Source organism: Streptococcus mitis (genome assembly GCF_965111725.1).
Taxonomy (GTDB): domain Bacteria; phylum Bacillota; class Bacilli; order Lactobacillales; family Streptococcaceae; genus Streptococcus; species Streptococcus mitis_DV.
The window spans coordinates 1,436,964-1,460,164 of the sequence record NZ_OZ217341.1; the positions used below are offsets into that span (position 1 = coordinate 1,436,964).

The following is a 23,201-nucleotide window of genomic DNA, read 5'->3' on the forward strand; positions in this document are numbered from 1 at the left end:
TTTTGCAATCACATCAAAAAAAAGATAGAATATGACTATCAAAAATGACACTCTACTATTTAAAAGAGTACAAAGGAGTTTTCAATGAGAGAATACGATATCATTGCTATCGGTGGAGGTAGCGGAGGAATTGCCACCATGAACCGTGCTGGTGAACACGGAGCCAAAGCGGCCGTTATTGAGGAAAAGAAATTAGGTGGAACCTGTGTTAACGTCGGTTGTGTTCCGAAAAAAATCATGTGGTACGGGGCGCAAATCGCTGAGACTTTCCATCAATTTGGAGAAGACTACGGCTTTAAGACTACTGATCTTAACTTTGACTTTGCAACCCTACGTCGCAATCGTGAAGCCTACATTGATCGCGCTCGTTCTTCTTATGATGGCAGTTTTAAACGTAACGGTGTAGACTTGATTGAAGGCCATGCTGAATTTGTAGATTCTCATACTGTCAGCGTAAATGGTGAACTGATTCGTGCTAAACATATCGTGATTGCTACTGGTGCCCATCCAAGTATTCCAAATATTCCTGGTGCTGAGCTAGGTGGCTCTTCTGATGATGTATTTGCCTGGGAAGAACTTCCAGAGTCAGTCGCTATTCTAGGCGCTGGTTATATCGCCGTTGAATTGGCTGGCGTGCTCCACACTTTTGGTGTCAAGACAAACCTCTTTGTTCGCCGTGATCGCCCTTTACGTGGTTTTGATTCCTACATCGTTGAAGGTTTGGTCAAGGAAATGGAAAGAACAAACTTACCACTTCATACTCACAAAGTCCCTGTCAAGTTAGAAAAAACTGCTGAAGGCATTACCATTCATTTTGAAGATGGTACTAGTCACACAGCTAGCCAAGTTATCTGGGCTACGGGTCGCCGTCCAAACGTTAAGGGCTTGCAACTTGAAAAAGCTGGAGTCACTCTGAACGAACGTGGCTTTATCCAAGTGGATGAATACCAAAATACTGTTGTTGAAGGAATCTACGCTCTAGGTGATGTAACAGGTGAAAAGGAACTGACTCCAGTTGCTATCAAGGCTGGGCGTACCCTATCTGAACGTCTCTTTAACGGAAAAACAACTGCTAAAATGGACTACTCAACTATTCCAACCGTTGTCTTTTCACACCCTGCTATCGGAACGGTTGGATTGACCGAAGAGCAAGCTATTAAAGAATACGGTCAAGACCAAATCAAGGTTTACAAATCAAGCTTTGCATCTATGTACTCTGCCGTTACTAGCAATAGACAAGAATCCCGTTTCAAATTGATAACAGCTGGTTCAGAAGAAAAAGTTGTCGGACTTCATGGAATTGGCTACGGCGTTGATGAAATGATTCAGGGATTTGCTGTTGCTATCAAAATGGGAGCAACCAAGGCTGACTTTGATGCAACTGTGGCAATTCACCCAACTGCATCTGAAGAATTTGTAACCATGCGTTAATCGAAATAAAAGAAGCTGATACAACTGTGTCTGCTTCTTTTTTGATGTTTTCGAATCAACAAAACAATTACCCACCCCTTAACCAGTAAGCAAAATCGGCCGTTACAGTTTTTGTTATCTTGTTTTTAAAAATTGGTTGACAATGATTCCTCTATGAGTATAATAGTTACTATACATAAGAAAAGAGGTTAACTATTTTGAAAAAAGCTCACGTTTATGCTATCCCTGCTATTGGGGCTGCTCTCATTGCTGGTTTGGCACAAATCAGTCTTCCAATTGGACCTGTTCCCTTCACTCTACAAAACTTTGCAATCGGCCTGATCGCTACTGTCTTTAGACCGAGAGAGGCTGTGCTTTCTGTTGTACTCTATCTTCTTCTAGGCGCCATCGGTCTTCCTGTCTTCGCAGGAGGTGGAGCTGGTTTTCAGGCTTTAGTTGGCCCTACTGCAGGCTATCTTTGGTTTTATCTTCTTTATTCTGGACTTACCTCTTCTCTAACTAACAGTGATAGTGGTTTTGTCAGAATTTTTCTAGCAAATCTCTTGGGAGATACACTTGTCTTTGTTGGTGGGATCATTGGATTACATTTCCTAGCTGGAATGCCATTTGAAAAAGCTCTTGCTGTGGGGGTATTTCCCTTTATCATCCCAGACCTTGGTAAAATTATTGCTATTAGTTTTATTAGCCGTCCATTACTTCAACGCCTTAAAAATCAGGCTTACTTTGCTAACTAAAAAAGGATATCGAGTTGTCATAACTCAATATCCTTTTCTTTCATTTTGAAAACTTAGTTGCCTTTAAAGGCATCCACCATTGTTTGAAATTCTTCATTGGAGAGAGTAATCCCTTTGCCCATTTTAGTATGATCTGGACTCCAAGCACGAATATCAAACTTTGCAGGGGCACCATTAAAGCTCACACGGTTGATTTCCTTGGTCCAACCTTTTTCGTTTTCAGAAAGAGTCAACAAGTGCTCTTCGATTTCAAATGTAAATTCTGCCATTTTCTTCTCCTTTTTTAGCTTTCATTAGTTTATTCGTAAAATCTTGTAGATTTTAGGAAAATTTTATATAATATTGATATAAAAGAAGGGAGGCCACTATGAAACATAAATTCCAGCAAGTTCTAGATAAAATACATGACTTTTTAAATGGACATGACCAACCTGACCATACTGAAAGCAACTCCCTTACAGCTACTATTGAAGAGGCTATCCAGAAACAAAGCGCTGTTCACCTTATCTTGTCTGAGGCAAGCTTTACAGGTGACATCATCAAATACGATCAACAGCGCCAGCAAATTATTGTGAAAAATTTTGCCAAAAATGTGACCCGTATTATCCGTATAAGCGATATTCAACGCCTGCGATTTGTCCCTTCAACTGTCCAAACAGCCCAAAAAAATAGATTTAAGAAAGAGTGAGATGTAGTTGCTTCATCCCACTCTTTTTTCTTAGCGAATTTGTTCAAAATGTAAATGAACCGCGATGTGATCTCCATAACCACTTCTTTCCAAGTCACGTTGTAGACGATAGGAAATGTAGTGTTCTGCAATGGTAATGTAACCAGCACCCAGCAAACGATGTTCAACCATAGACTGAATCATGCTAATAGTAGCACGTTCCACCTTGGCTTCTTCCAAATCCAAAACCACTTTCTTAGTGACTTGTGCAAGGTTTTGACGCAAATCATCTGTCAGTACATAGACAGTCTGGGCTGCCTTTAAGATAGCTTGGTAAATCTTATCTGGATTAAATTCAGCAATTTCTCCATCACGTTTGATTACTTGCATAGGTATCTCCTTTATTCTTTGTTTTCTTTGATTTCTGCCAGCATTTTTTCTTCTTCTGCTGTCAGTTGATAATGTTCAAGCAAATCCGGTCTGCGTTCATAGGTTTTCTTTAAACTCTCATACAGGCGCCACTGACGAATCTTCTCATGGTGTCCACTCATCAGTACATCTGGCACGACCATACCACGATAATCATAGGGACGTGTGTACTGAGGATACTCGAGAAGCCCAGAAGAAAAACTATCATCTTGGTGGCTAGACTCCTTGCCAATCACTTCTGGAATCAGGCGTACCGTAGCATCAATCATGGTCATAGCTGCCAACTCTCCACCAGTCAAGACATAGTCGCCCAGGGAGATCTCATCTGTCACCAAGGTCTTGATGCGCTCGTCATATCCTTCGTAGTGACCGCAGATAAAGATCAGCTCTTCCTCTTGAGCCAAATCCTCAGCATAAGCCTGATCAAACTGCTTTCCAGCAGGATCGAGGAGAATAACGCGTGGATTTTTCTTTTCAATAGCATCAAAGGCATCGAAAATAGGTTGGGCTCGGAGCAACATCCCCTGTCCGCCTCCATATGGCTCGTCGTCTACATGGCGAGCCTTTTCAGCATTTTCTCGAAAATTATGATACTGGATATCCAAGAGCCCTTTTTCTCGAGCCTTTCCAACGATTGAATGCTCCAGTGGAGAAAACATCTCTGGAAAGAGGGTTAAAATATCAATTTTCATCGTCTAACCCTTCTAAAATTTCCACATCGACCCGGTTATTCGGAATATCAACATTGAGAATCACTGGTGGGATATAAGGCAAGAGCAAGTCACGTTTACCTTTTCGCTTGACCACCCAGACATCGTTGGCACCTGGTTGCAAGATTTCCTTGATAGTTCCGATCAAGTTATCTTCCTCATAGACCTCCAAACCGATAATCTCGTGATAGTAGAATTCACCATCGTCTAGGTCATTCAAATCTTCCTCAGCAACCTTGAGACTGTATCCCTTATACTTTTCAATAGCATTGATATGGTACATATCTTTGAATTTAATAATGTCAAAGCTCTTCTGTTTACGGTGACTAGCGATGGTCACTATTTGGACAAATTGATCCTTCTCATCAAACAAGGCCAGCTCAGCCCCTTTTTTAAACCGTTCTTCTGCAAAATCCGTCACAGACAAGACTCGCATCTCACCCTGCAACCCTTGCGTATTAACGATTTTCCCAACATTAAAGTAGTTCATCTTGTCTCCCGTACTCTCCTTCTTTCCATCTTATTCTGACAATTCTCGAATAATAGTCGCAATTTTTTCCGATTCTGACCATTGTAAATAATGGTGATTCCCTCCTAAAATGAGTTTAGTATTGGAAGTCCAATATTCTGATTCTCTGTACTCTTTTTCTCTATAAGGCTGACAAAAAACAAATACAGGAATATGAGCTTCTATAGATACATCCTCAAAATCTTCCTCAGTAATCTCTCCAGATATCTGAAATCCTGGATTTTGCTTTTCCAACTCTAAGCCTTTTTCTTGCATTATTTCCCAGATTTCTTTATTCGTTTCAGGACTAAATGTTGCTTGAGTTAAGTTCTTAAAATAAAGTTCAGGACCACACTCGTCAATTAGCCTCATCTGCTCTTCCATTTCTGGATAAGGAGTTTCTGAAAAATCAGCAAACATGACTTTTTTAGTTGTCGGTTCAATTGCTAGTAAAGCCTGACACTTAATCGGTTTCTTGAGTAATTTGCAAGCTAAAATTCCACTCAAACTATGTGCACAAAGTATATATTCAGAAATCCCTAATTCTTCAAGTACTTTATAAAGCGCATCTACAAGATTATCCAGATTTTTGTCAGCTTGGTCATGAATCGGACTCCTTCCTGTGTTTGGAAAATCAATTGTCAAGTAACCAATTGTAGGAGGAAGTTTTTCAAGTATAAGTGAAAAATTTTCATAACTTGGTAGCAAACCTGCTCCGTTTAGACAAATTAGCACTTTCTTTTGCTTTTGATAAGTAACAGAGAGACTACCAATTTCTGTAGATACTTCAAATCTCTTCATAAAGAAATCCACTCGTTCTATATAATGAATTATTAAAAATCCTTATCCTTTATTTTATCACGTTCCAAGGATTTTCTCAAGTTGGAGGAAGAGGACATCAATTCTCCTTCACCTTCAAAAATTCTTCCAAATCACGTTCATGTTGGTACTTAATGGCTGCAGTCTTGTCTTTCTCAAAGATAGTCTTGGTAAGGTCAATATGGTTGATGGCGGCGATTGCGACAGTGTAGTAAATAATATCAGCCAGTTCTTTTGCTAGTTCCTCGTTAGAATCCTGAACGCCCTCTTTTCTACCAGAACGACCATTCAAAACCTCAGCTACTTCTCCGACTTCCTCCACTAGCTTGATAAAAAGACCTTCCTCAGTCCGAGACTGCTGGTAATGTTCCAGTAGATAGTCTTGTAATTGTCTAAACGTTAAATCCTTCATATCCTGCTCCTTGCAAAAAAAGCGAGACATTCGTCCCGCCCTTCTTATTTTTCGTCAATAACGATTCTTACTTTTTTGTCTTCAGTTGGGACAGAGTAGACAATCGTTCTTATCGCAGAAATAGTGCGACCCTTACGACCGATTACACGACCCACATCGCTTTGATCAAGATCCAAATGATATTCCAAAAATTCTGGTGTATCTTCAATCTTGATAGTTAAGGCATCTGGTTGTGAAATCAAGGGTTTCACAATCGCAATAATGAGATTTTCAATCGTATCCATCTGTCAACCTACTTTAAACTTATTTTGAGAATTTAGAATCGTGGAATTTCTTCAATACACCTTCTTTTGAAAGGATGTTGCGAACTGTATCTGAAGGTTGAGCTCCATCAGCCAACCATGCAAGAACGCGGTCTTCTTTCAAAGTTACTTGGTTTTCAGCAACAAGTGGGTTGTAAGTTCCAACTGTTTCGATGAAACGTCCGTCACGTGGTGAACGTGAATCTGCTACGTTGATACGGTAGAAAGGTTTTTTCTTAGAACCCATACGAGTCAAACGGATTTTAACTGCCATTTTTAAAGTCTCTTTTCTTATTTTTTATTTCGGTGAAATAGCTGAGCTATTTAGCACATATTCCATTATAGCAGATTCCTGACAGGTGTCAAGAAAAAAACTTGACAGACTATAAAATTTTTAAAGCTTTTAGAAATTTGTTAGAAGTAGGAAATAAATGTTTGAAAGAGGCTATCAGTGAATACTATTTTAGAAAAATGTGATAAAGACCACCAAGTTAAGCCCTTCATCTCACCTGAACATGATTTGAATGCTTGGCTCCTAAATCCCAAGCGAAATATCAAGGATTTTAAGAAAGATATCTACTAATTTTAGTTTATAAAATATGAATCAATAGATTCTAAATAGGGGAATAATTTAGTTCTATAAAAATTAACTTCTACACCTACAACGCCTATTCTGACAGACTTTGTAACAGTCTAAGAAAAAAAGTAGATATTCATACAGTATCTAGATTTTTCAAAAATTCTTTATCATCAAATATTATTAACGAAACTATCCAAACCAAATCCGATGCATTGCTTCAAAGAATTCTTTAGTTGTTTGACTATCATGGGCTTTTATTAAAAAATTTTTTCAAATAATTGCCACCTTGGCACATAAATTCTTGCTTTCCGAATTTAAATGTGATATATTTATAACATAAAATTTAAGTGTTATATATTTATAACACAAAAAAGGAGTCTATCATGAAAAAAAGTCAAAAAATGCATGGCCTCATTGCAATGATTGCCGTAGCTCTCTTTATTGATTTTATTGTTGTATTTGGTTCTAATCTTAGTTGGGGACCCAAGTTAGTTATTACTGGTATTTCAGTGTCAGGTCAAATTGTAGCTATATCGAGCTGGCTACATAAGAGTCAGAAAGGTAAGAGAAAAATTATTTTTGACTTGTCTGCTAAGCTTTACACGATACTTGTGTTTGCAGCAAGCATTTTTTATACAGTAGGAATTTGGGTTGCGACCCCAAGCGAAAGTTCTGGTATTAAAGAATGGATTTTGGGAATTGGCCTCGTTATTGAAGTGATTCTATTTGGTTTTTTCTCTTTAAAAAATGTCAAGGAAACTCCGGACGAACGCTTTTATGCTAATTTAGCAAAGGCAGCTAGCTTGATGTTGGTTTTTATACTAGGCGCACTGATGATCCTAGCAGTTATCATTGGGTATATGGGGCCTCTCACTCTTTACATGGGCCAGATCTTTATTAGCATAGCTACCTTGATTTGCATCTTTGCGGTTGTCTATCTTATCTTGGAACGGAGAGGATAAGCATGGCCAAAGAAAGTAAGATTATTACTAATCTCAAATCTGTTCGTGAGTCCACAGGCATGACCCAGAAGGAGTTAGCCGACCTCATCGGCATGCGCCGCGAGACAATTCTGCACTTAGAAAATAACCGTTACAATCCTTCGCTGGAGATGGCTCTTAAAATTGCTCAAGTTTTTAATCTGAAAGTAGAAGACCTCTTTGAACTCAGACAGAAAGAGGAAGCATAATTCTTTTCGAGACCTAGTATTAAGTTCATTGATTCATTAGGAATTGAAGCCAAAAGAAAAATCCTTTGAAAATGTGCTCTTTTAAAATATAGTAATTCTTTCGAAGAACGTTTACTAATTGTGAAACTTTACGAGCTTTCTTAAGATCTGGTTTCCTAAATACTTTGAGCACACTTATGGTATTGATGCCCCTAAGCAAGCGACTTTCTGGTTGCCTTCCTCTTAAACTGTCTTGTCACTAATATTTGAAATCCACTTCCTTTTAGGGTACAATGGTAGAAATGAATTTTTGAGAGGATTAGAATGAAAAAACTAGCAACCCTTCTTTTACTATCCACTGTAGCTCTAGCTGGATGTAACAACATCCAACGTAGTTTGCGTGGTGATGACTATGTAGATTCTAGCTTGGCCGCTGAGGAAAGCTCCAAAGCAGCAGCCCAATCTGCCAAGGAGTTAAACGATGCTTTAACAAACGAAAACGCCAATTTCCCACAACTTTCTAAGGAAGTTGCTGAAGACGAGGCTGAAGTGATTCTCCACACAAGTCAAGGAGATATCCGTATCAAACTCTTCCCTAAACTCGCTCCTCTAGCGGTTGAAAACTTCCTCACTCATGCCAAAGAAGGCTACTATAACGGCATTACCTTCCACCGTGTCATCGATGGCTTCATGGTTCAAACTGGAGATCCAAAAGGGGATGGTACAGGTGGTCAGTCCATCTGGCATGACAAGGATAAGACAAAAGACAAGGGAACTGGTTTCAAGAACGAGATTACTCCTTATCTCTATAATATCCGTGGTGCTCTTTCTATGGCTAATACTGGTCAACCAAACACCAACGGCAGCCAATTCTTCATCAACCAAAACTCTACAGATACCTCTGCTAAACTCCCTACAAGTAAGTATCCAAAGAAAATCATCGAAGCCTACAAAGAAGGGGGAAATCCTAGTTTAGATGGCAAACACCCAGTTTTTGGTCAAGTGATTGACGGTATGGATGTTGTAGATAAGATTGCTAAAGCCGAAAAAGATGAGAAAGACAAACCAACTACTGCTATTACTATCGATAGCATCGAAATAGTGAAAGACTACGATTTTAAATCTTAATACTCTTCGAAAATCAAATTCAAACCACGTCAGCGTCGCCTTACCGTACTCAAGTACAGCTTGCGGCTAGCTTCCTAGTTTGCTCTTTGATTTTCATTGAGTATAAAAACAAAAAATACAGTATCCATATTCGGTACTGTATTTTTTTTATCCTTATTTTTAAGTTAAATTATTAAAATCCCAGATTTGGTCCATCCAGCCTTCATAGAAGTCTGGTTCGTGGCAGACCATAAGGATAGACCCCTTGTATTCTTTGAGAGCACGTTTGAGTTCATCCTTGGCATCCACATCCAAATGGTTGGTCGGCTCGTCCAGCACTAAAACGTTGTTTTCACGATTCATCAAGAGACAGAAACGAACCTTGGCTTGTTCCCCACCTGACAAGACCTGAATTTGACTTTCAATATGCTTGGTTGTCAGACCACAACGGGCAAGGGCTGCACGGACTTCTGCTTGGTTGAGAGCTGGAAAGGCATTCCAAACAGCCTCTAGTGGTGTTTGACGATTGCCACCTTCTACTTCTTGCTCAAAATAACCAAGTTCTAGGTAGTCACCGCGTTCCACTTCCCCAGCGATTGGTGGGATAATTCCCAAGAGAGACTTCAAGAGAGTTGTTTTCCCGATACCATTTGCCCCGATAATAGCAACCTTTTGATTGCGTTCAAAGGTAAGATTTAAAGGCTTGGTAAGTGGACGGTCGTAACCAATCTGCAGATCCTTGGCTTGGAAGATAAAGCGCCCTGGTGTACGAGCTGATTTGAAATCAAAGGATGGTTTTGGTTTCTCACTTTGGAGTTCGATAATATCCATCTTATCCAATTTCTTTTGACGAGACATGGCCATGTTTCGTGTTGCAACACGCGCTTTGTTTCGAGCGACAAAGTCCTTGAGGTCTGCAATCTCTTTCTGCTGACGTTCGTAGGCAGCCTCTAGCTGAGATTTCTTCATGGCATAGACTTCTTGGAACTGGTAGTAGTCACCAGAATAACGCGTCAGCTGTTGATTTTCCACATGATAGACAATATTGATAACATCATTGAGGAATGGAATATCGTGTGAAATAAGGACAAAGGCATTCTCATAGTTTTGGAGATAGCGCTTGAGCCAGTCAATATGCTCAGCATCCAAGTAGTTGGTCGGCTCATCCAAAAGCAAGATATCAGGCTTTTCAAGGAGAAGTTTTGCCAAAAGCACCTTGGTTCTTTGCCCACCTGACAAAGAAGTTACATCCGTATCCATGCCAAAGTCCATGACACCAAGGGCACGCGCTACTTCGTCAATCTTAGCATCCAAGGTATAGAAATCACGACTCTCTAAACGGTCTTGAAGTTCGCCAACTTCTTCCATGAGAGCATCAACATCCGCTCCGTCTTCAGCCATTTCCATATAAAGGTCATTGATACGGACTTCCGCCTTGAAAAGCTCATCAAAAGCCGTACGGAGAACATCGCGCACCGACTGCCCTTCAGCAAGGACGGAGTGCTGATCCAAGTAACCTGCCGTCACATATTTGGACCACTCAACCTTCCCTTCATCTGGCAGCATTTTGCCAGTAACGATGCTCATAAAGGTTGATTTCCCTTCACCATTGGCACCGACCAGACCGATATGTTCTCCCTTGAGGAGACGGAAGGACACATCTTCAAAAATTGCACGGTCACCAAAACCGTGACTCAGATTTTTAACTTCTAAAATACTCATTTTAATTCCTTATCTTGTTTTTATACTCTTCGAAAATCTCTTCAAACCACGTCAGCTTCACCTTGCCGTATATATGTGACTGACTTCGTCAGTCTTATCTACAACCTCAAAACAGTATTTTGAGCAGCCTGCGGCTAGCTTCCTAGTTTGCTCTTTGATTTTCATTGAGTATTATGTAATCGGTTATAGAGGAGCCAAGCCAGATAGCCACCCAAGGTATTGGTCCACAAATCATCAATCTCAAAGACGCGATTAAAATCAAAGAAAAAGTCCAAGACTAACTGCGTACACTCGATTCCAAAACTCACTAGGAAACTAAAAAGAAGGACCTTTTTTGTTTTCCGCAAGTTTGGAAAGAGATAGATAAGTTGAAAGACCAGAGGAAAAAGCAAGAAGACATTGAGGATATTTTGTAAAAAAATCCAACATAATTGTCCAATGTCACTTACTTCACCCAGTTTCCAGAGAGAATTGAAAGGAGTCAAAAGAAAAACCAGGCGTCCAAGATGTTGAATACCTGGAGTTTCCACCCCCACGGGAGATTGTTCTTGAGGAGTAAAGCAAAAATAGACAATGCAAATGCTATAGAAAATGACTCCCCATACCAAAACATGATTATAAGTTTTCTTCATCATTAAGGATTGACTGCTGCGACTGCTTTCTGGCGGTCACGTTTCATTGTATTAGAGCGCAATTGTCCACAAGCTGCATCAATATCTGTTCCGTGCTCTTGACGAACCACACAGTTGACCCCTTTTTTCTTAAGCGTATCATAGAAGGCCAGGACGCGCTCTTTGGGACTACGGCTATATTGGTCATGCTCACTAACTGGGTTATAAGGAATCAGGTTTACATAAGACAATTTCTTGATATTCTTGAGCAATTCAGCCAATTCCAAGGCTTGTTCTACACCATCATTAACTTCATTAAGCATGATATATTCAAAAGTCACACGACGATTGGTTGTCTCAATGTAGTACTCAATAGCTGCAAAGAGTTTTTCAATAGGAAAGGCACGGTTAATTTTCATGATGCTTGAACGCAACTCATTGTTAGGTGCGTGAAGAGAAACGGCAAGATTGACCTGAACCCCTTCATTAGCAAAATCACGAATTTTATGAGCCAAACCTGAGGTTGAAACCGTAATGTGACGAGCACCAATAGCCATTCCCTTGTCATCGTTGATAGTACGAACGAAATTTAAGACATTGTTGTAGTTATCAAATGGTTCACCAATTCCCATGACAACGATATGGCTGACGCGTTCATCCTGTCCACGCTCATCAAAGTATTTCTGAACCAGCATGATTTGCGCTACAATTTCCCCATTATTAAGGTCACGTTGTTTCTTAATCAAACCAGAAGCACAGAAGGTACAACCGATATTACAGCCGACCTGAGTGGTCACACAGACTGATAAACCATAGTGCTGACGCATGAGTACAGTCTCAATCAACATACCGTCAGGCAACTCAAAAAGATATTTAACGGTACCATCAGCAGACTCTTGGACGATACGTTGTTTCAAGGGATTGACCACAAACTGATCATTAAGCTTAGCAATCAAATCTTTTGACAGGTTGGTCATCTCTTCAAATGACTGGACACGTTTACGGTAGAGCCATTCCCAGATTTGATCTGCACGGAATTTCTTTTCTCCTTGCTCCAAAACCCATTCCTGCATGGTTTGACGTGTTAAACTATAAATTGACGGTTTCATTTCTTCTCCTTATTCTCTACTCACTTCTGACGAATGACAAAATGACGTTGCCCCTTGTCCTCTTTCTGAGAATGCTGGTCTTTCTGACGACGTCTATTTTTCTTATCTGCATTCGGTTTTCGTTTGGTTTGAGTCGGTTTCTTTCCTTTTTTAGAAGGTGTTTCTTCTTCCTTCTTACGCATTTTCTTGTCAAATGATGCTCGCTTAGGGGCTTCATTTTCTAAGACAAAATAGGCACAACCATAACTACAATACTCTAAAAGGTAGTCTTGTAAACGACTGATTTTTTCAAGTTTTTCTTCTGTTCGGTCATCCTTGTAAAAACCTCGTAGGCGAAGCTGTTCGTTGCTCCAGTCTCCCACGATATAATCAAACTTGGTTAAGACTTCTGAAAAACGCTGATTAAAAGCCGTCACATCAAAGGCATCCTTGATATTTTCCACCAAGGAAAAAGCTATCCCTTCCGTTTCGACCTTGTCCCCGTGTAAATGGAACTCAGGACCAGGAAACTTGTTATAGTTGTATAATTCAGGTGCAATTTCTTTTCGCATAGATATCCTTTTTTCACGATTACTTAATACTTTATTCTACCATAATTTCTAGCAGTTAGCACGTTTCTCATAAAAATGAAAAAAGTCTGACGATTTTGTCAGACCAAAATAATATAACCTTAAAAAGAGAAGAACAATTCTTCCCTCCAACTATCATTATTTAGCAGCTGCGTACAATTCATCTACTTTGTTCCAGTTGATCACTGAGAAGAAAGCTTTAATGTAGTCAGGACGCACGTTGCGGTATTTTACGTAGTAAGCATGTTCCCAAACGTCCAAGCCCAAGATTGGTTTTTTACCTTCTGAGATTGGTGTGTCTTGGTTTGCTGTTGAAGTCACTTCAAGTTTACCTTCTTTGTTGACAACCAACCATGCCCATCCTGAACCGAAACGAGTTGTTGCTGCTGCAGTGAAGGCTGCTTGGAATTCTTCAAATGAACCAAATGTTGCATCGATTGCTGCTGCAAGTTCTGCTGATGGAGCTGTTTTCTCAGGAGTCATCAATTCCCAGAAAAGAGCGTGGTTCAAATGTCCACCACCATTGTTGATAAGCGCTTGACGGATATCAGCTGGGATAGATTCTACATCAGCAAGCAAGGCTTCAAGATCTTCACCGATTTCAGGGTGTTTTTCTAGAGCTACATTGGCATTGTTGACATAAGTTTGATGGTGTTTGTCATGGTGCAAGTGCATTGTTTCCGCATCGATGTATGGTTCCAAAGCGTCGTATGCATATGGAAGATCTGGTAAGATAATAGCCATCTGTAATACCTCTTTTTCTTTCTATATGAAAATGATAACGCAAACATTCACTTTTTTCAAGTTTTTTGCTTATAGATAAGGAAATCAGTGACATACTTTCTAATAATACTCTTCGAAAATCTCTTCAAACCGCGTCAACGTCGCCTTGCCGTAGGTATATGTTACTGACTTCGTCAGTCTTATCTACAACCTCAAAGCAGTGCTTTGAGCTGACTTCGTCAGTTTCATCCGCAACCTCAAAAACATGTTTTGAGCTGACTTCGTCAGTCTTATCTACAACCTCAAAGCAGTGCTTTAAGCAACCTGCGGCTAGTTTCCTAATTTGCTCTTTGATTTTCCTTGAGTATAAAACAAGCAAATCAGCAAGAAACCCACGACAAGATAATCTTGACGCGGGTTATAGTTTCAAAAAAATGTCAATTGACCTGACTAGTAATCTGTAAGAGTGCCTTTTCAAAAAGGAAACTCTTTTCATAAAGACCTGTCTTAATCTGATAGTCTGTCTCAATCAAATAGGAAATAGCTTGCTTCAAAAAGCTCAAGGAAAGTCCTCGTGAATCCCTCAACGCAAACTTGATTTGATAGGGATTGGGATTGCGTCCCAGATAACTACCTAAACTACTTGCAATCTGCGATTCTGTTTGCCCAGACTCTGACAAAAGTTTCACCTGAGTAAAAGTCCGAAATTGTCCCAGCATGACTGCAATCAGTTTGATTTCATCTTCCCCTTGCAAGGTCAAGTCTCTCACCAAATCGCGCGCCTGATCCATCTTTTTAGTCAGAATAAACTGAGTTAAGTCAAAGATATTGTCCTGCAAGGTCTTAGGAATTGCCTCGACAATGTCCTTTTCCTCAATCACCCCATCTGATTTATAGGACTGTAAAAAGAGGAGATTTTTCTGAATTTCGCTAAATTGAAAACCCGACTTGATGAGGAGATTTTCAAAAGAATGATTGGTAAACTGCAGACCTTGTTTCTGGCTCCACTTTTGGAAATACTGGCGCAATTCTTGTTCTTTGGCTTCTACTGCATCAAAGCCCCTGGCATCACGCTTCAGTAATTTGACTAACCGTCTTTTGCTGTCCAGCTTTCCTTCCGCAAAGATTAACAACTTGGTTGTTGGTGAAGGATTATCAAGGTATTCCTCAAATGACTTGAGCTCATCACCTGTCAAAAAGCGCTTTTTAGCAGTCGTGATATCGACAAAATGGTCTAGTATCACGATTTTCTCATCCGCAAAGAAAGGAAGGCTGACCAACTCCAGTTCTACATCTTTATAAACTACTTCTTTCATATCAAAGTAGGCAAAGTTGAGGTCAGCAGAATCATAGCCAATTTGTTTCAACACTTGACCCTTCATCACTTCAAACTGACCCTGGTCTGTCCCTGTAAAAAGGCTCAGGCTTGGTAAATTTGATAAAGTCAACTTCTGACTCTCTTCAATGGCTAGCATCTTCTCTCCTTTCTTCTGACTTTTTAATTCATTTAATCGATATAGCACAATTTCCCACGGAAATCTTCTAGGCTCTCGTACCCTTTTTCCGCCATGATTGCTTTCAGTTCATTGGTAATACGTTCGAAAGCACCGACGCCTTCTTTGTGAAGGGTGGTTCCCACCTGCACCATACTGGCTCCACAGAGGATATGTTCAAAGGCATCACGACCAGTCAACACGCCACCTGTTCCGATGATTTGGATTTGAGGATTTAAGCGTTGATAAAATGCGTGAACATTAGCAAGAGCAGTCGGTTTGATATACTCTCCCCCAATTCCACCGAAACCATTTTTAGGACGAATAACGACAGACTCATCTTCTATATAAAGGCCGTTTCCGATAGAGTTGACGCAGTTGACAAACTTAAGAGGATACTTATTGAAAATAGCTGCCGCTTGGTCAAAGTGAACAATATCAAAATATGGTGGCAATTTAATTCCAAGAGGTTTGGTGAAGTAGACAAATACTTCTGCCAAAATCCGGTCTGTTGTCTCAAAATCATAGGCAATCTGAGGTTTTCCTGGAACATTTGGACAAGAGAGGTTTAGCTCAGTCAGACCACGAAAATCACTCTCTTGGACTTTTTTCAAGATAGTATGGGTTTCCTCTGGAGACATGCCGACTAGAGATAAGAAGAAAGTTCGGTTTGTCTCTTTTTCCTGCAAGTCCAAAAGATAGTCCAAATAATAGTCTAAGCCATTATTCGGCAAGCCCATAGAGTTGATAGAACCAAGTGGAACATCTTGATAACGTGGTTCAGGGTTCCCCTGACGAAAGTCCAAGGTCGCTGTCTTTGTGACAAAGGTTCCTGCCGCTGAGTTTTTGACTCCTTCAAGCTCTTCTATCGTCATACAAGCCACACCTGCTGCATTCATCAAGCAGTTGTCAAACTCAAAACCAGCAATTTGTGTTTTCGTTGATACCATGATTCTAATCCTCCAGATTCCTTTTATTGCTAATATTATACCACAGTTTTAATTCTAGGTTTACTAGATTCTATGGTTCTATCTATTTATTCGGAAAAGAAAGTCTAGTGCAGAAGTCATGCTATGGAAACAGCTAGTGTATTGGAAGTTTGAACAAGACTTGGGTAACAGACTTTTGAATGAAGTCCAAGCAACAGGGAGAAATCTCAACCATGAGTCCATTCCATGACTCTGTTGCTCTAGAAAACCTTGCAATAGTCAAGTGATAACGAATAAAACTTTGGATTGAAATATCCCCATGATTATCTATTACGAGGAGAAATCTCAACCTTTATCATTTTTAAAGAAATACATGTAAATCTCTACTTTCACAAAATGGATTTTCAGAACAGTATCCCAGTATAGTTAAAAACTATAAAAAAGAGAGGAAGTTCCCCTCTTAATATTTTATTTGACTGCTTCTTTCAAAACCTCTACCTTGTCCAAACGTTCCCACGGAAGATCAATATCTGTACGTCCCATGTGTCCATAAGCCGCTGTTTGACGGTAAATTGGGCGCTTGAGATCCAGCATTTGGATAATTCCTGCAGGGCGAAGATCAAAGATTTGACGAGCCGCTTTTTCAAGTTTGCTTTCAGCTACTGTTCCTGTACCAAAGGTATCGATACGGACAGAAACAGGCTGGGCAACACCGATAGCGTAAGCCAATTGCACTTCTGCTTTCTTAGCAAGACCTGCTGCAACGATATTCTTTGCAATATAACGAGCTGCATATGAGGCAGAACGGTCCACCTTAGTCGCATCCTTACCAGAGAAGGCACCACCACCGTGACGAGAGTAGCCACCATAGGTATCCACGATAATCTTACGACCAGTCAAGCCTGAGTCTCCTTGAGGTCCACCGATTACAAAGCGACCAGTTGGATTGATGAAGAATTTTGTTTGCTCATCCAAGTACGAGGCTGGAATAACCTCTTTGATAACCTTGTTAATGACATCATTGTGAATTTGTTCGTTGCTGACTTCTGGATCGTGCTGAGTTGAAATAACGACTGTGTCCACACGTACTGGACGGTCATTTTCATCATACTCAACTGTAACTTGTGATTTAGCATCTGGGCGAAGATAGCTGATTTCCCCAGACTTGCGAAGTTCAGCCAAACGACGAACCAATTTATGACTGAGTGCGATTGGCAATGGCATGAGCTCCTCTGTTTCATCCACAGCAAATCCAAACATGAGACCTTGGTCTCCAGCACCAATCAAGTCCAGCGGATCTTGATCTGCATTTCCACGAACCTCCAAGGCTTCGTTAACACCTTGGGCAATATCTGGTGACTGCTCAACAAGTGACGGATGGACTCCTACAGTTTCAGCAGAAAATCCATATTCTGTATTGGTATAACCAATCTCTGCAATAGTATCACGAACCACACGGTTAATATCCACATAGGCATTTGTAGAAATTTCACCAAAAACGTGGACGGAACCAGTATAGACAGCTGTCTCAGCAGCAACGTGCGCCTCTGGATCCTCTGCTAAAATAGCATCCAAAATCGCATCTGAAATTTGGTCTGCAATCTTATCTGGATGCCCCTCAGATACAGACTCAGACGTGAATAATTTACGTTCTGACATAAAAATGTCCCCCCTTAAAAATAGTGTTATAGAGTTACAAAGTACTGATAGGTATTTCTGTTATCAAAGAGTTACGACGTGAAAGAAATAAAAACAATACTTTTTTATTTCTGAAACTAGTAAGGCGCATAGGGTGACCGCCTTATAGCGGCAACCGTAGAATGACGAGCGACTACTTTGGAGCCGTCATTCTTTGCGAGTTACGACGCGAAAGAAATAAAAACGATACTTTTTTATTTCTGAAGCTAGTAAGGCGCATAGGGTGACCGCCTTATAGCGACAACCGTAGAATGACGAGCGACTACTTTGGAGCCGTCATTCTTTGCGAGTTGCGACTCGCAAGAAAAAATAGAAGTACCTACCATCTTATCGGGACTATATAACTTTATCATTATACCATTTTTCAACACAATTTGCAGTCTTTAATGTAGTGTTTCTGTTTAGATAGTTCGTTCTCATAAAGCAAAAAGTTGGAGCTCAGCACTCCAACAATTACTATTAAAATGTTTGGCGTTTAGCTTTACGCTCTGCACGACCGCGAGCGCGATTTTCAGCACGCTTGGTTTTGCGGCGCTTTTCATCAACCGCCCATTGAATTTTCTTCTTATAACCCGGTTTGACTTTTTTCTTTTTCTTTTTGACCAGACCAATCATTTCAATATCAAGCTTATCTTGCTTCTTCTCACGATTAGCACGACGATCACGGTCATAGGTATCTTGAAATTCCCCGTCTTTGACCATCTTAGGAGTAAACTTGATTCCCAATTTCTCCAACTCACGGATATCCGAGTCATCACTTGGCTGATAAAGGGTAATGGCTGTGCCTGGTAGGCCATTTCTTCCAGTACGACCAACACGGTGCACAAAGAAGGACAAATCTTGCGGAATGGCATCATTGATGACATGGCTGACACCTTCAATGTCAATTCCACGCGCTGCCAAGTCTGTTGCGACAATGTACTCAAAATCCAGATTTTTCACCTGATTCATGATACGCTTGCGCTCACGAGGGGCAATATCTCCGTGAATCTTTGCCACCTTCAAACCTTGAGCAGTCAGGTAAGAATGCAATTCATCAGCACGCGTTTTAGTGTTAACAAAAATCATTGCCAAATAGGGTTGCATCAACTGAGTCAACTGGTAAATTTGAGCATTCTTATCACGTCCCTTGGTAGAAATCAACCAATTATCAATGGTATCAGAAATGACCGTTTTGGTCTTGATTTTCTCCATAACAGGATTTGACAAGTATTTTTTCAAGAATGGTTGCAGTTTTTGTGGAATAGTCGCTGAGAAGACCATGAATTGCAAGTCTTTTGGAAGACTGCCAGCAATCTTATCAACAGTTTCCAAGAATCCCATATCCAAGGTCATGTCTGCCTCATCGACCACAAAGGTCTTGGCCTTGTGAATAGCCAAATCACCGGATTTAACCAAGTCGTAGATACGGCCTGGTGTTCCAATAACAATATGAGGCTGATTGCTTGCCAATTTCTCAATCTGGCGAGCCTTATCCGTACCACCCACATAATTAACCACACGAACTTCGACATCTGAATGGGCAGCAATCTGACGGGCTGCTTGGTAAATTTGAGTAGCCAACTCACGACTCGGTGCAGTAATCACTGCCTGTACACTATCGCTGGCTTCATCTAATTGCTGAAAAATCGGTAACAAGAAAGTATGAGTCTTACCTGAACCTGTTTTTGATTCACCGACTAGGTCACGACCTGCCAAAACAATGGGAATCAACTTATCTTGCACCTCTGTTGGAGTTGTAAATTTTAACTCCTCCAAGGCTTCTCTAATATAATTTTTAAATTGAAATTTCGTAAATGACATACTATCCTCGATTCTATCTATCTTATCAATTATACCACATTTTATTCCATTTCAGTAGCCTCACTTATTTATACTCAATGAAAATCAAAGAGCAAACTAGGAAGCTAAACGCAGGCTGTACTTGTTTATACTCAATGAAAATCAAAGAGCAAACTAGGAAGCTAAACGCAGGCTGTACTTGAGTACGGCAAGGTGAAGCTGACGTGGTTTGAAGAGATTTTCGAAGAGTATTAGGATATTTCCAGTAGCTTTTCTAATCAGAAAAAGGCTGGAATTTTATAATTCCAACCTCTTTTCATACTCAATGAAAATCAAAGAGCAAACTAGGAAACTAGCCGCAGGCTATACTTGAGTACGGCAAGGCGACGTTGACGTGGTTTGAAGAGATTTTCGAAGAGTATCAGTTATTATTTCCAGTTTAAAATAGCATTCAAGCCATAGTGATCACTGACTTGCGGACTCTTCTTACCATCAAAAACAACATGCAGATTTTCCACCACTAACTCTTTGGTAGTAAAAACATAGTCGATTCGAAGGGGTTCAGTGTTCCCTTTCCATCCATCTATTTCTGGTGGAACAGTATAGCTACCACTTTTCTCTTGAGCAACTTCAAAAGCGTCTTGTAAGCCTAATGGACTAGCTAAAATAGCTTGGTAGCCTTCCTGTCCAGCCGGATTGTTGAAATCTCCAGCTAGCAAAAGCGGCTTGTTCAATTCTTTCAAGACAGCCTCAAATCGTGCCCATTCTTCTTGGAAACCTTTATCCCACCAAGAAAGGTGGACACTTGCAACTGCAAGCTCCTTACCATCAACTACAGTTTCAGCCACGGCAACACGGCGAGTATGATAGTCTGTTGGATCATCCACATCTGAAACTAAAATTTCTCTGGCTTCAATAGGTGTTTTAGACAAGATAGCCACACCTTCATGGTAGCTGTCATAACCGATATGATTATAAGCCCAGGTCCAGTAGTAATTTTTCCCTTGCTCTGACAACTTTTCAACCAAGAGTCTAACATAGTGGTCTTGGTGAATAGGCTCAGCTGCTGGCAAAGCTTGATAAAGGTCATTAACGTCCACCTCTGGCGAAGTAATCTCCTGATTGATTTCTTGGAAACAAATCAAATCATAGTCCTTTTCAAGAATATCCTCAAGCAAAATCTGGAATTTTTCCTCAGCTTCTTTTTCCATCCAACTGTGAGTATTGAGTGTTAAAAATTTCATTCTTTTCTCCCAAAATAAGAGGTTGGAATACAGTTTCCAACCTCAAGTATATTACAATTCTACTTTAGCAACTGCTGTTTTAGCTGCAAGAGAACCTGTTTTTTCTAATTTAACTGATTTAATTGCATCACCATTTGTGAAGACAACTACTGTTGAAGTCTCACGTCCTGCTGCACGGATAGCATCCAAGTCAGCTGTGACAAGAAGATCACCTGCTGCAACTTTTTGTCCTTCAGCAACATGAACTGTAAATGGTTTACCTTCAAGACTTACTGTGTCCAAACCAATGTGAACCAATACTTCAAGACCTGCTTCAGTCACAATACCAAGAGCATGTTTTGTTGGGAAGATGCTTGATACAGTACCTGAAACTGGAGATACAATGTTTCCATTTGCAGGTTCTACTGCAAATCCATCACCCATCATTTTTTGAGCAAATACTGGATCTTTTACTTGTTCCAAAGCAACAACTTGACCGTCTGCTACTGAGTAAACTTCCTCAGTAAGACCTTTGAAGTGAACAGTGTTTTGTTGTGCTTCAGTCATTTGGCTTGGAAGAGTTTCAGGAATGATTTCACCTGAATCAAGGATATCTTGGATATCAGATTTCAATACGTCAGCTTTTGGTCCGTAGATAGCTTGAACCCCTTGTCCTTTCATGACAAGACCCATAGCTCCTTCTGCTTTCCATTGCTCTGCATTTCCTACTTTATCTGCATCTTTAACAGTTACACGAAGACGAGTCATACATGCGTCAACATCAACGATGTTTGCACGTCCACCAAGAAGGTTGATAATGTTTACAGCTTGAGAACCTGCTGCAACTTTCACTTCGCTGCTAGATTCTTCTGAACCTTCAGCAGTTTCGTAGTTTCCGTTACGCCCTGGAGTTGCGTAGTTGAATTTTTGAATCATGAAGTTTGCGATAAAGTACATGATTACGGCAAAGAGAACAGTTACCCAAATGAAGTTAATGATATCCATACCGATACCAGCACTGATTGCAATAGGTGTACGAGTCAAGAACTCGATTGAACCGAATGAGTGCATACGTAGGTTTACGACGTCAGCCATAGCGAAGGCAGCACCTTGAACAAGTGAGTAAACAAGATACATAGGTGTTGCGACGAACATGAACATGTATTCGATTGGTTCAGTAACCCCTGTCAAGAATGTTGCAAGAGCTGTCGCAATCATCATACCTTTGTATTTGTGTTTCTTGTCAGCATCAACATTACGGTAGATAGCCACAACCACACCCATCAAGATACCGAATGAACCAATCATTTGTCCAACTTTGAAACGAGCTGGGTGAACAGTATCTAACAAGTGTTGGTATTGACTAGCATCAGTACCTTTAAGGTTTACAAGGTCTGTTACCCATGCAAGCCAAAGTGGATCTTGACCAAATACTTGGCTACCTTTTGCTGCACCAGTTAAGACCTCATAAGTACCACCAAGAGCTGTGTAGTTCATTGGGATAGTCAACATGTGGTGAAGACCAAATGGCAAGAGCAAACGTTCCAATGTACCATACAAGAATGGTGCAAGGATTGGAGCAGTTTCTTGTGAGTTAGCAATCCAGATACCAAAGCTATTGATACCAGTTTGCACAAGTGGCCAGAAAGCTGAAAGTACAATTGCAGCAATTATTGAACGAAGAATAACTACAAACGGTACAAAACGTTTCCCGTTAAAGAATGAAAGTGCATCAGGAAGCTTACGGAAGTTATAGTATTTATTGTAAGCAGTTGCTCCAATAAAACCAGAAATAATCCCTACGAAGACACCCATGTTCAATGCTGGGGCTTCCATAACACTAATGAAGTAATCAGCAACTTTGATTTGCCCACCCAATAGTGTTGAAACCATAGCATCTGGATTTTTCAACATATCGCCTGATACACCAAAGATTGTACCAGTGATACGGTTAATCAAGATGAAGGCAAGACCAGCGGCGAAAGCACCACCAGCACGTTCTTTAGCCCAGCTTCCTCCAATAGCGAGGGCGAACAAGATATGAAGGTTAACGATAACTCCCCAACCGATTTGCTCTAGTACACCACCAGTAATAACGAGTGGTGCAAAGGTTGGGTTAATCATCACGATAGACTTACCGATTGAAATCATCAAACCAGCAGCCGGCATAACCGCGATAACCACCATCAAAGCCTTACCGAATTTTTGCCAAAATTCGAAAGACAAGACATTTTTGAATGTATCTTTCATCATTCAAATCTCCTTTATTTTTATTTAGGCAAACGTTTTACGAAAACGTTTGCACCTTCTATGATTTAATTATACCACTTTAATTTTTTTTGTAAAGGCTTTTATTCAAAAAAATCCTCTTTTTTCAAAAATTTTCTAGGTGCTAAATTTCAAGTTCAAGTTAGCCATCAAGAAGCCTTCTCTGAGCGACTCTTTTGGAAGTTCTTTTCTTCTACGCATCTCTTT

The 23,201-nt window shown here is 40.3% G+C and carries 27 protein-coding genes; 7 read left to right on the plus strand and 20 right to left on the minus strand.

The genetic code is table 11. The features are described from left to right. The first annotated feature begins 84 nt into the window (after positions 1-84). Both gor and ACLV7Q_RS07095 read left to right on the plus strand, forming a co-directional pair. On the plus strand, positions 85-1,431 hold the full coding sequence (gene gor / locus ACLV7Q_RS07090) for a glutathione-disulfide reductase (protein WP_218757638.1): 1,347 nt from the start codon (positions 85-87) through the stop codon (positions 1,429-1,431). Positions 1,432-1,628: 197 nt separating this feature from the next. Next, on the plus strand, positions 1,629-2,165 hold the full coding sequence (locus tag ACLV7Q_RS07095; protein ID WP_218757639.1) for a biotin transporter BioY: 537 nt from the start codon (positions 1,629-1,631) through the stop codon (positions 2,163-2,165). A 53-nt stretch (positions 2,166-2,218) separates the two neighbouring features. Here ACLV7Q_RS07095 and ACLV7Q_RS07100 read toward each other — a convergent pair whose 3' ends face one another. Further along, a complete protein-coding gene (locus ACLV7Q_RS07100) occupies positions 2,219-2,434 on the minus strand; it encodes a YdbC family protein (RefSeq protein WP_000807422.1) in 216 nt (71 codons plus the stop codon). Between the two features lie 98 nt (positions 2,435-2,532). Between ACLV7Q_RS07100 and ACLV7Q_RS07105 the strand changes: the two genes are divergently transcribed. Next, on the plus strand, positions 2,533-2,853 hold the full coding sequence (locus ACLV7Q_RS07105; protein ID WP_218757640.1) for a hypothetical protein: 321 nt from the start codon (positions 2,533-2,535) through the stop codon (positions 2,851-2,853). Positions 2,854-2,883: 30 nt separating this feature from the next. Here the strand turns inward: ACLV7Q_RS07105 and ACLV7Q_RS07110 are convergent, their stop codons facing one another. From ACLV7Q_RS07110 to rpsP, 7 genes are all read right to left on the minus strand, one after another. Then, positions 2,884-3,222, minus strand: a complete 339-nt coding sequence (locus ACLV7Q_RS07110; RefSeq protein WP_001196040.1) for an ATP cone domain-containing protein — start codon at positions 3,220-3,222, stop codon at positions 2,884-2,886. A gap of 11 nt (positions 3,223-3,233) precedes the next feature. Then, positions 3,234-3,953: a tRNA (guanosine(37)-N1)-methyltransferase TrmD gene (gene trmD / locus ACLV7Q_RS07115; protein ID WP_000686915.1), complete on the minus strand. Its 720-nt coding sequence runs from the start codon at positions 3,951-3,953 to the stop codon at positions 3,234-3,236. Further along, a complete protein-coding gene (gene rimM / locus ACLV7Q_RS07120) occupies positions 3,943-4,461 on the minus strand; it encodes a ribosome maturation factor RimM (protein WP_218757641.1) in 519 nt (172 codons plus the stop codon). The genes trmD and rimM overlap by 11 nt, the downstream gene beginning before the upstream one ends. Before the next feature lie 30 nt (positions 4,462-4,491). Continuing rightward, a complete protein-coding gene (locus ACLV7Q_RS07125; protein WP_218757642.1) occupies positions 4,492-5,280 on the minus strand; it encodes an alpha/beta fold hydrolase in 789 nt (262 codons plus the stop codon). Between the two features lie 97 nt (positions 5,281-5,377). Next, positions 5,378-5,710 (minus strand): MazG nucleotide pyrophosphohydrolase domain-containing protein, encoded by a 333-nt coding sequence (locus tag ACLV7Q_RS07130; protein WP_218757643.1) that lies wholly within the window; start codon positions 5,708-5,710, stop codon positions 5,378-5,380. 44 nt (positions 5,711-5,754) lie between these two features. Continuing rightward, positions 5,755-5,994, minus strand: coding sequence for an RNA-binding protein KphA (gene kphA / locus ACLV7Q_RS07135; protein WP_000379617.1), 240 nt, complete (start codon positions 5,992-5,994; stop codon positions 5,755-5,757). 19 nt (positions 5,995-6,013) lie between these two features. Further along, positions 6,014-6,286 (minus strand): 30S ribosomal protein S16, encoded by a 273-nt coding sequence (gene rpsP, locus ACLV7Q_RS07140; RefSeq protein ID WP_000268760.1) that lies wholly within the window; start codon positions 6,284-6,286, stop codon positions 6,014-6,016. 177 nt (positions 6,287-6,463) lie between these two features. On the opposite strand from rpsP, the gene ACLV7Q_RS07145 reads away from it, so the two are divergent. From ACLV7Q_RS07145 to ACLV7Q_RS07160, 4 genes are all read left to right on the plus strand, one after another. Then, positions 6,464-6,595 carry a hypothetical protein gene (locus ACLV7Q_RS07145; RefSeq protein WP_267240441.1) on the plus strand — a complete coding sequence of 44 codons (132 nt, stop codon included), beginning with the start codon at positions 6,464-6,466 and terminating at the stop codon, positions 6,593-6,595. A gap of 380 nt (positions 6,596-6,975) precedes the next feature. Further along, complete coding sequence (locus tag ACLV7Q_RS07150; protein WP_176139073.1) at positions 6,976-7,554, plus strand: DUF3796 domain-containing protein; 579 nt, start codon at positions 6,976-6,978, stop codon at positions 7,552-7,554. A 2-nt stretch (positions 7,555-7,556) separates the two neighbouring features. Continuing rightward, positions 7,557-7,781: a helix-turn-helix transcriptional regulator gene (locus ACLV7Q_RS07155; protein WP_176139072.1), complete on the plus strand. Its 225-nt coding sequence runs from the start codon at positions 7,557-7,559 to the stop codon at positions 7,779-7,781. 303 nt (positions 7,782-8,084) lie between these two features. Beyond that, entirely contained in the window at positions 8,085-8,888 is an 804-nt protein-coding gene (locus tag ACLV7Q_RS07160; protein WP_218757644.1) for a peptidylprolyl isomerase, read from the plus strand. 159 nt (positions 8,889-9,047) lie between these two features. Here the strand turns inward: ACLV7Q_RS07160 and ACLV7Q_RS07165 are convergent, their stop codons facing one another. The 12 genes from ACLV7Q_RS07165 to ACLV7Q_RS07220 all read right to left on the minus strand — a co-directional run bounded on the left by ACLV7Q_RS07165 (position 9,048) and on the right by ACLV7Q_RS07220 (position 22,979). Beyond that, the gene (locus tag ACLV7Q_RS07165) at positions 9,048-10,589 is read right to left on the minus strand and encodes an ABC-F family ATP-binding cassette domain-containing protein (protein ID WP_049499635.1); all 1,542 of its coding nucleotides are present in this window, start codon (positions 10,587-10,589) and stop codon (positions 9,048-9,050) included. 161 nt (positions 10,590-10,750) lie between these two features. Continuing rightward, positions 10,751-11,224 (minus strand): VanZ family protein, encoded by a 474-nt coding sequence (locus ACLV7Q_RS07170; protein ID WP_218757645.1) that lies wholly within the window; start codon positions 11,222-11,224, stop codon positions 10,751-10,753. Further along, a complete protein-coding gene (rlmN, locus tag ACLV7Q_RS07175) occupies positions 11,224-12,309 on the minus strand; it encodes a 23S rRNA (adenine(2503)-C(2))-methyltransferase RlmN (RefSeq protein WP_000804760.1) in 1,086 nt (361 codons plus the stop codon). The genes ACLV7Q_RS07170 and rlmN overlap by 1 nt, the downstream gene beginning before the upstream one ends. A 20-nt stretch (positions 12,310-12,329) precedes the next feature. Further along, entirely contained in the window at positions 12,330-12,860 is a 531-nt protein-coding gene (locus ACLV7Q_RS07180; protein WP_033677505.1) for a YutD family protein, read from the minus strand. 156 nt (positions 12,861-13,016) lie between these two features. Beyond that, entirely contained in the window at positions 13,017-13,622 is a 606-nt protein-coding gene (sodA, locus tag ACLV7Q_RS07185; protein WP_049546399.1) for a superoxide dismutase SodA, read from the minus strand. 124 nt (positions 13,623-13,746) lie between these two features. Further along, positions 13,747-13,980, minus strand: a complete 234-nt coding sequence (locus tag ACLV7Q_RS07190) for a hypothetical protein (protein WP_225904732.1) — start codon at positions 13,978-13,980, stop codon at positions 13,747-13,749. Positions 13,981-14,038: 58 nt separating this feature from the next. Then, positions 14,039-15,076 carry a DNA polymerase III subunit delta gene (gene holA, locus ACLV7Q_RS07195; RefSeq protein WP_218757646.1) on the minus strand — a complete coding sequence of 346 codons (1,038 nt, stop codon included), beginning with the start codon at positions 15,074-15,076 and terminating at the stop codon, positions 14,039-14,041. Between the two features lie 32 nt (positions 15,077-15,108). Beyond that, entirely contained in the window at positions 15,109-16,044 is a 936-nt protein-coding gene (locus ACLV7Q_RS07200; protein ID WP_218757647.1) for a dihydroorotate oxidase, read from the minus strand. 447 nt (positions 16,045-16,491) lie between these two features. Continuing rightward, the gene (gene metK / locus ACLV7Q_RS07205) at positions 16,492-17,682 is read right to left on the minus strand and encodes a methionine adenosyltransferase (protein WP_218757648.1); all 1,191 of its coding nucleotides are present in this window, start codon (positions 17,680-17,682) and stop codon (positions 16,492-16,494) included. A gap of 498 nt (positions 17,683-18,180) precedes the next feature. Next, on the minus strand, positions 18,181-19,524 hold the full coding sequence (locus tag ACLV7Q_RS07210; protein ID WP_049522019.1) for a DEAD/DEAH box helicase: 1,344 nt from the start codon (positions 19,522-19,524) through the stop codon (positions 18,181-18,183). A 407-nt stretch (positions 19,525-19,931) separates the two neighbouring features. Beyond that, positions 19,932-20,747, minus strand: a complete 816-nt coding sequence (locus ACLV7Q_RS07215; RefSeq protein WP_218757649.1) for an endonuclease/exonuclease/phosphatase family protein — start codon at positions 20,745-20,747, stop codon at positions 19,932-19,934. Between the two features lie 51 nt (positions 20,748-20,798). Next, a complete protein-coding gene (locus ACLV7Q_RS07220) occupies positions 20,799-22,979 on the minus strand; it encodes a PTS transporter subunit IIBC (protein WP_078156079.1) in 2,181 nt (726 codons plus the stop codon). Positions 22,980-23,201 lie beyond the last annotated feature (222 nt).